This window comes from Bradyrhizobium sp. (genome assembly GCF_027451485.1).
Classification (GTDB): Bacteria; Pseudomonadota; Alphaproteobacteria; order Rhizobiales; family Xanthobacteraceae; genus Bradyrhizobium.
Window position 1 is genome coordinate 1 of sequence record NZ_DAIDJE010000181.1, and the last position, 6,749, is coordinate 6,749.

The following is a 6,749-nucleotide window of genomic DNA, read 5'->3' on the forward strand; positions in this document are numbered from 1 at the left end:
CGCGATTACCGAACTGATATGGCAGATCGCGCCGTTTGGCGACGATGCCGTCGCTGCCGCCCCCGGCCGCTTGCAGCCATCGCTCGGCCTGCACAAGGCTGGTGCTCGCGGGTGACAGGCGGAAGGATGTCGAGTGAAAATGTTTCTTCGCGAACGCTTCCAGCGCCGCACGGCGGACGGGCAGGTCCTGCTCCGCAAGCCTGTGCTCGTCTTGTTCGAGCATATCGAAGACCAGGAAGAGCGCCGGCGTCTCGCGCGCGAGCTTTTGCACGCGGCTTGCGGCAGGATGAATGCGCTGTAAGAGCCGGTCGAAGGAAAACTGCCTGCCCTCGGGCACGACCAGTTCGCCATCGAGCACGAAGCGTTTGGCGGCAAGAGCAAGGGCCCGTTGCGCGATTTCGGGAAAATAGCGGCCGAGATCCTGCCCGGATTTCGAGATCATATGAAGGTCGGCACCCTCGCGGGCCAACAGGCAGCGAAAGCCGTCCCATTTGGGCTCGTATTCCCAGATATTCCCGGCCGGTATCCGGTCCACGGAACGAGCTTCCATCACGCCCCGTTTCCAGAGCGGCTCGCGAGCGGGCGATCGTCGGCGGGCGGCCATCAAGGGTGCTCTTCAGATCAGGATTGGGACCTAACCATCCATCCCGCTTCCCTGTTCCGGTGCAGGAATGATCCCAAACGACCCTTGCAGGCTTCATCACGCCGTCTCTCTTGTCCGCGGCTCATTCGGCCGCCGCATCGGTCGGGACGCAAGTCTCCAAGGCCGCGAGAGCATCGATGTGGTTCGATCGGATGAGCGCCGCGGCGAGATTGGCGTCACCATCCTCTAGGCCTTCATCAGGCCGACATGGTCGTCGAGCGACTTCTGCATGCGTCCTGGTTGCGAGGGCTGAGGCGGCGCAGTCGCAGTGAGCGCAGCAGAAGCGAATCGAGAATCCGCTTCACCGCGCGGTCGTTGGCGAGGCTGGGTGTTGCGGGCGTAAAACGCGACATTCGCCCAGACGTAGCCGTTGAGGTCGCGGGCGCGGCAGATGCGCTCCATCTCGGTGAGTGCCGCGCGCAGCGCCAGCCAGACCAGAGGGCGCGACCGAGCTGGCGACGTCGGTTGCCATCAATTCGAACAGGGCGGCACGGACGCGATAGATGTCGCGTATATCGTCGATCGCCAGGGACGCCCCGCAGGGCCTGCGCCGCGGCGGAATGTCGACGAGCCCTTACCTTCTCCAGCAGCATCAGCGCTTCGCCGATGGTCGTGCGGCTCGTTTGATAACGACCGGACAACTCTACCGAATTGAGATCGTCGCCCGGCTGCCTAAGCCCCTCGATGATCTCCGCCCCGATCTCGCAGGCGATCCTCGAAACGAGCGAGGGCCGGTCATGCCGCTCCGCAACGATGCCGCGAACCACCGCCAGGGTGCGCGCGAACGAGCGCTTGTCCTTGATCCGGGTCGAAGCCGTCGCGCGACTGAACAAGGTATCGATGAAGAGCCTCCGTCTGCGGTTCGCTGGCGTTTTCACGGAATAAGGACCGAGGCGCCGGTGGTGCGCCGTCCTTCCAGATCGGCATGTGCCTGCGCGGCGTCGGCGAGCCGGTAGCGCTTGTGGATCGGCACCTTGACGATGCCGCTTCTCATCATCAGAAAAAGATCGGCCGCGCGCTCGTTCATTTCCGCGGGTTCGTGCAGATAATCGGCGAGCCCGGCGTAAGTGACGTAGAGCGACCCCATGCGGTTGAGCCGCCACAGATCAAATGGCGGGATCACTCCGCCAGCCGACCCGTAGAACACGGCGAGGCCGCGCCGCTTCAGGCATTGCAACGACGTCTCATAGGTGCTGCCGCCGACGCCATCATAGACTACCGGCAGACCGGCGCCCGCCGTAAGCCCGCGCACACGTTCCGCCACATCTTCGCGTGTGTAGAGGATTGGCTCGTCACAGCCGTTCGCGCTGGCCAGCGCGGCCTTTTCCGGCGTGCTCACGGTGCCAATCACCCGTACGCCGAGATGGCGCGCCCATTGGCAGATGATGAGACCGACGCCTCCAGCGGCCGCCTGGACCAGGATCGTCTCGCCTCGCCTGATCGTATAGGCGCTGCGGATGAGATATTGCGCGGTCAGTCCCTTCAGGATGGTTGACGCTGCGGCTTCATCGTCGATGAAGTCCGGCAGCTTGATCAGCCGCGTTACCGGCATCACGGTCGCCTGCGCATAGGCCCCCGGTGTCGCAGCGGCATAAGCCACGCGATCTCCGGGCTGGAACGCGGTGACGCCATCTCCGACCGACTCGATCACGCCCGCCGCCTCCATGCCGATGACGTGCGGCAGCGAGGGCAGCGGATAGCGGCCGGTGCGGAAGTGGATGTCGGTGAAGTTGAGTCCGATTGCCGTATGGCGAATTCGCGCCTCACCGCGGCGGGGCTCGCCGACCTCGACCTGTTCGTAACGCAACCGCTCGGGGCCGCCGAGCTGGTGGACGCGCACCGCATAGACGTTCGTCATATCCGACAACCCGGCATTTCGTTGTTCAATCGACGATCCGGGCGACGGGACGCACCGGCGCGCCGTCGGAGCCGGCGATGTTCAATCCGAGGAACATGAACTCGGCGCGCTTGCCGGTGAGGCCTGCGAGATTGGTCAGGTGCTCGGCGATCAGGACGCCGCGGCTGAGCAGGTTGTAGTGCACCGGAAAAGCGAAATCAGAGGGCCGCAACGACGAGGCGAGATCGGGTGTCGGGCAGTCGATGCCGACGAGCTTTGCGCCTTGCTCGACCAGCCACCCCGCCGCTTCGCCGGTCAGACAGGCGTGCTGCATATAACGATCGGTGTTGATGTGACGCGACCGCGAGGTATCGATCAGCACCATGTCGCCCGGACGCATCCTGGGGGTGGCACGTTCGAGATCGGCGACATCGATGATGCCGCCGTCGGCGACGTCGAAATGCCAGACGACACCCGGCCCATAGAGCCGCTCGAGCGGAACTTCGTCCATGGTCGGCCCATCGGCAATAAAATGGCGCGGCGCGTCGATATGCGTACCGTGGTGCACGACCATGTGCAGTTCGGTGACATTGGCGCGGGCTTGCGGAATCTTGCTGATCTGTCGAATATGCGGCTGCGGAAACGAGGGGATGCGTGACAGACCCTCGGTGAGCCGGTGTGACAAGTCGATCCAGGGGCCACTTGCTCCGGAGATTTTCGGGGATGGCAGTTCGAGCCAGCCCTTCCAGCCGGGTGTCTTGGGGGTATCGGTTTCGCACATGGCTGCAGGCCCTCTCTATTTCGCTTTGCGGTCGACAGGACCGGATTCATTGCCGCCAACGACGACCCCGGCCCAATCCTCGATCATCTTGATGAGCGACGTATAGTCGTCGTTGCCGCGGCCCTGTGTCATGGCATGAAACCAGAGCTGGACCACGTTGGAGCCGACCCACATCGGCACGTTGAGGTCGCGTGCCTCCTCGAGGCAAAGCAGGACGTCCTTGTACATGGTCGAAAGCTTGCCGCCGTAATCGAAGCTGCGCGTCAGTACTGCCGCAGGGAATTTGTCCATGGTCGCACTGTTGCGGCCCGTGCTCGCATTGACCGTTTCGATCAGCGTACGTGCGTCGACACCGGCTTTCACGGCCATGGCGGAGGCCTCGAACGCGGCGGCCATCCCGGCCGCCGAAATCATGTTGTTGGCGAGCTTGGTCAACTGACCGAGGCCCGGTTCCTCGCCTATATAGAAGACGTTGCGCGCGACCGTGTCGAGCAGCGGCTTCACGGCCTCGAATGTCGCGCGGGCGCCCGCAACCATGGTGGACAAGGTGCCGGCCCGCGCTCCCCGAGGGCCGCCGCTGACCGGCGAATCGAGCACCGTGATGCCGGTTGTGGCCAGCCCCTGTGCGATGGCTTTGACTGCCTTTGAACCGATCGTCGACATCTCGATATAGGCCGTAAGCCTGTTGCAGCCGATGATGCCGTCACCACCGAGTGCAACCTTGCGACTGACCTCGGGCGAGGGCAGGCAGGCGAAGGCGATGTCGCTCCGTTCCGCGGCCGCCCGAGGCGAGGGCTCGGCAACCGCCCCGCGGGCGACGAGCGGCGCGATTGCAGCTGGATTGGGATCATGGATGTGAAGCGCATGGCCGGCATCGATCAGCCGTTCGGCGATCGGTGCACCCATGGCGCCGCAGCCGATGAAGGCGAGCCGCGCCATCTCAATCCTCCCAAACCTTGCCGGTGGTGGAGGCGGTCTGGCCGCCATCGATGACCAATTCGGTCGCATTGACGAATTTGGACTCGTCGGAAGCCAGATAAAGCACGCCATAGGCGACGTCCCAGGCTGAGCCGAGCTGGCCGGACGGCACCGCCTTGCGCCGCGCGTCGATCTTGCGTTCGTAATCGGCAGGATTGCTGCGCTTCAGCCGATCGGTGATGCGCGGGGTGGCGATATAGCCCGGCATGACGCAATTGCAGCGGATGCCCCGCGCGGCATACTGGACGCCGATGTTCTGCGACAGCTGCTTCACCGCGCCTTTCGAGGCGGAGTAGGCGACGTTGGCATAGGTGAAGCGGATGCCGGCGGTCGAGGCGTTGTTGATGATGGAGCCGCCCCCTAGGCGCAGCATGTGCGGAATGACGGCGCGGCAGGTCAGGTACATGCTCTTGACATTAACAGTCATGAGCTTGTCCCAGTCCTCTTCTTTGACATCGAGCGGGCCGCCGACCACCTGCATCCCGACATTGTTGAAGAGCACATCGATACGCCCATAGACGGTGAGGCAGGCGTCGACCATGGCTTCGACCTCGGTGGCAACGGACACGTCGCACTGGTGCGCCGTGCACTCGCCGCCTTCCGAGCGGATGATGTCGCGAGTCTCGTTGGCGGCGCTGATGTTGCGGTCGACCGCGAAAACCCTGGCGCCCTCGCGGGCAAACAGCACGGCGGTTGCCTTGCCGTTACTCCAGCCTTCGGCGATCGAACCGGCGCCGGCAACGATCGCGACCTTTTCGCTCAGTCGACCCATCTTGTTCGTCCGTCAGCTCAGCTCTTTGGCCATTTCGCCTTTGCGGTCGCGCGATCGATCGGGTAGATCGTGACGGGAACGCCGTTCTGCCATTGCACGATGACAAGCGGCGCGCCGACCCGATGGCCTGCGGGGTCGAACTTGACCTTGCCAGGAAATGTCATCGCGGTGGGGCCTGAGTCGAATTCCATGGTGTGCATCGCCTCGGCCACCTTGACCTTGTCGGCCACGCCGACCTTCTCCAGCGCGTCCTTGAAGATCCAGACATGGCCATAGCCGTCGAGCGCGTCCTGGGTCATCCACGGTTCGCCCGTGCGCTTCTTGAATGCATCGATGATTTGCTCCTGACCTTTCAAGCCCCAATTCGCCACGATGAAGATGTAACCCTCCAGAAGATCGGGCGAGACGTTCTTGAGCACCTCCGGCGCGCCGTTGGCGCCGCCGCTGCCGATCACCGGAACAGCGCCCTTGCCGATGTGAAATTCATTCATCTTGTCGAGGCCGAGCTTCAGGTCCGAGATTGTCGTGGTGATATAAAGCAGCATGTCCGGGCGCGTCGCGCGCACCCTTTGCATCAGCGTCGTCGCGTCCGACAGAGGCGGCGTGTAGGTCTCATCGACCACCGCTTTCATGCCGTATTTGTCGAGACCGCCGGGGGCCCGGAGCGGCTTGAGAAAACTGACCGGCGAGGCGGTGTTGTCGCCGATGAGCCCGATCGTCTTCGGCGCCTTCCCGGTGGCCGACTTGGCGAGATCGATGAGCGTCGGCAATGCCTCGGTCGCTTGCGTGTCCGCCGTCGGCGACGTCTGGAAGATGTATTTGAAGCCGCGGTTGGTGAGAGAGTCGGCGTAGGACAAGGTCAGCCACGGGATTTGTGCGCGCTCGGTGACCTCGGTGATCGCAAGCGTGAACGTCGAGAGCCAGGCACCGAGGCCGCCGACCACGTTGGGATGCTCGGCGACCAGGCGCTGCGCCGCGTTCTTCGCCTTCTCGGCGCTGTCGCCGGCGTCGATAGAGATGAGCTCCAGCTTGGCACCGCCCATCGATTTGATGCCGCCATTCTTGTTGATCTCGTCGATGGCCATCTCGGCACCGAGCTTTTCCAGCTGCCCTTGTCTTGCCCAGGGACCCGACAGCGGCATGATCAACGCGATCTCAACCGGTTTTTGCGTCTGTGCCCGGGCCGTGCCAGTCGGCCAGCCGGCAATGCCGGCGGACGTGAGGATTGCAGCTGTCAATCCGATGAGCGGCTTTGCGAGCGGTCCGCCGCTGAATGTTCTTGCCATGCCTTTCTCCCTTTTTGCCTGACCTTGAAGGCCTCGATGGTTTGATGAATCACATGCCGAGATAGGCGCGCCGTATTCGTTCGTTGGAGACCAGTGTGTCATGAGGTCCTTCGAGCACCATATTGCCGGTCTCCAGCACATAGCCGCGGTCGCAAAGTTCGAGCGCCTCGGCAACGCGCTGTTCGACAAGGAGGATGGCCAGACCCTGTTCGCGGTGGATGAGCTCGACCCGGTCGAAGATGGAATCGACGACGGCGGGGGCAAGCCCCATCGAGGGTTCGTCCAGCATCAACAGGTCCGGCGACGAGGCCAGCCCACGGCCGATCGCTACCATCTGCTGCTCGCCGCCCGACAGCGTGCCGGCGAGCTGGTCGCGGCGCTCGGCAAGGACCGGGAAGAGTTCTAAAATGGCAGGCAGAAGCTGATGCCAGCGTGCGCGGCCTTTTTTCGTC

7 protein-coding genes and 1 pseudogene are annotated in these 6,749 nt (G+C 63.6%); all 8 read right to left on the minus strand.

The genetic code is table 11. From position 1 onward, the window contains the following. Nucleotides 1-550, minus strand: a pseudogene (locus tag NEZ08_RS22015) (ATP-dependent DNA ligase); the annotation flags it as partial. A 279-nt stretch (nucleotides 551-829) separates the two neighbouring features. After that, on the minus strand, nucleotides 830-1,045 hold the full coding sequence (locus NEZ08_RS22020) for a hypothetical protein (protein WP_298111791.1): 216 nt from the start codon (nucleotides 1,043-1,045) through the stop codon (nucleotides 830-832). 472 nt (nucleotides 1,046-1,517) lie between these two features. Further along, entirely contained in the window at nucleotides 1,518-2,501 is a 984-nt protein-coding gene (locus tag NEZ08_RS22030; RefSeq protein ID WP_298111788.1) for a quinone oxidoreductase, read from the minus strand. A 25-nt stretch (nucleotides 2,502-2,526) separates the two neighbouring features. Beyond that, complete coding sequence (locus tag NEZ08_RS22035; protein WP_298111775.1) at nucleotides 2,527-3,261, minus strand: cyclase family protein; 735 nt, start codon at nucleotides 3,259-3,261, stop codon at nucleotides 2,527-2,529. A 15-nt stretch (nucleotides 3,262-3,276) separates the two neighbouring features. Further along, on the minus strand, nucleotides 3,277-4,200 hold the full coding sequence (locus NEZ08_RS22040; RefSeq protein WP_298111778.1) for an NAD(P)-dependent oxidoreductase: 924 nt from the start codon (nucleotides 4,198-4,200) through the stop codon (nucleotides 3,277-3,279). 1 nt (nucleotide 4,201) lies between these two features. Further along, nucleotides 4,202-5,011, minus strand: coding sequence for an SDR family oxidoreductase (locus tag NEZ08_RS22045; RefSeq protein ID WP_298111780.1), 810 nt, complete (start codon nucleotides 5,009-5,011; stop codon nucleotides 4,202-4,204). Between the two features lie 17 nt (nucleotides 5,012-5,028). Next, entirely contained in the window at nucleotides 5,029-6,297 is a 1,269-nt protein-coding gene (locus NEZ08_RS22050) for an ABC transporter substrate-binding protein (RefSeq protein WP_298111783.1), read from the minus strand. A 49-nt stretch (nucleotides 6,298-6,346) separates the two neighbouring features. Continuing rightward, nucleotides 6,347-6,749: ABC transporter ATP-binding protein (locus NEZ08_RS22055; RefSeq protein WP_298111785.1), on the minus strand; the 403-nt coding region annotated here is incomplete at its 5' end.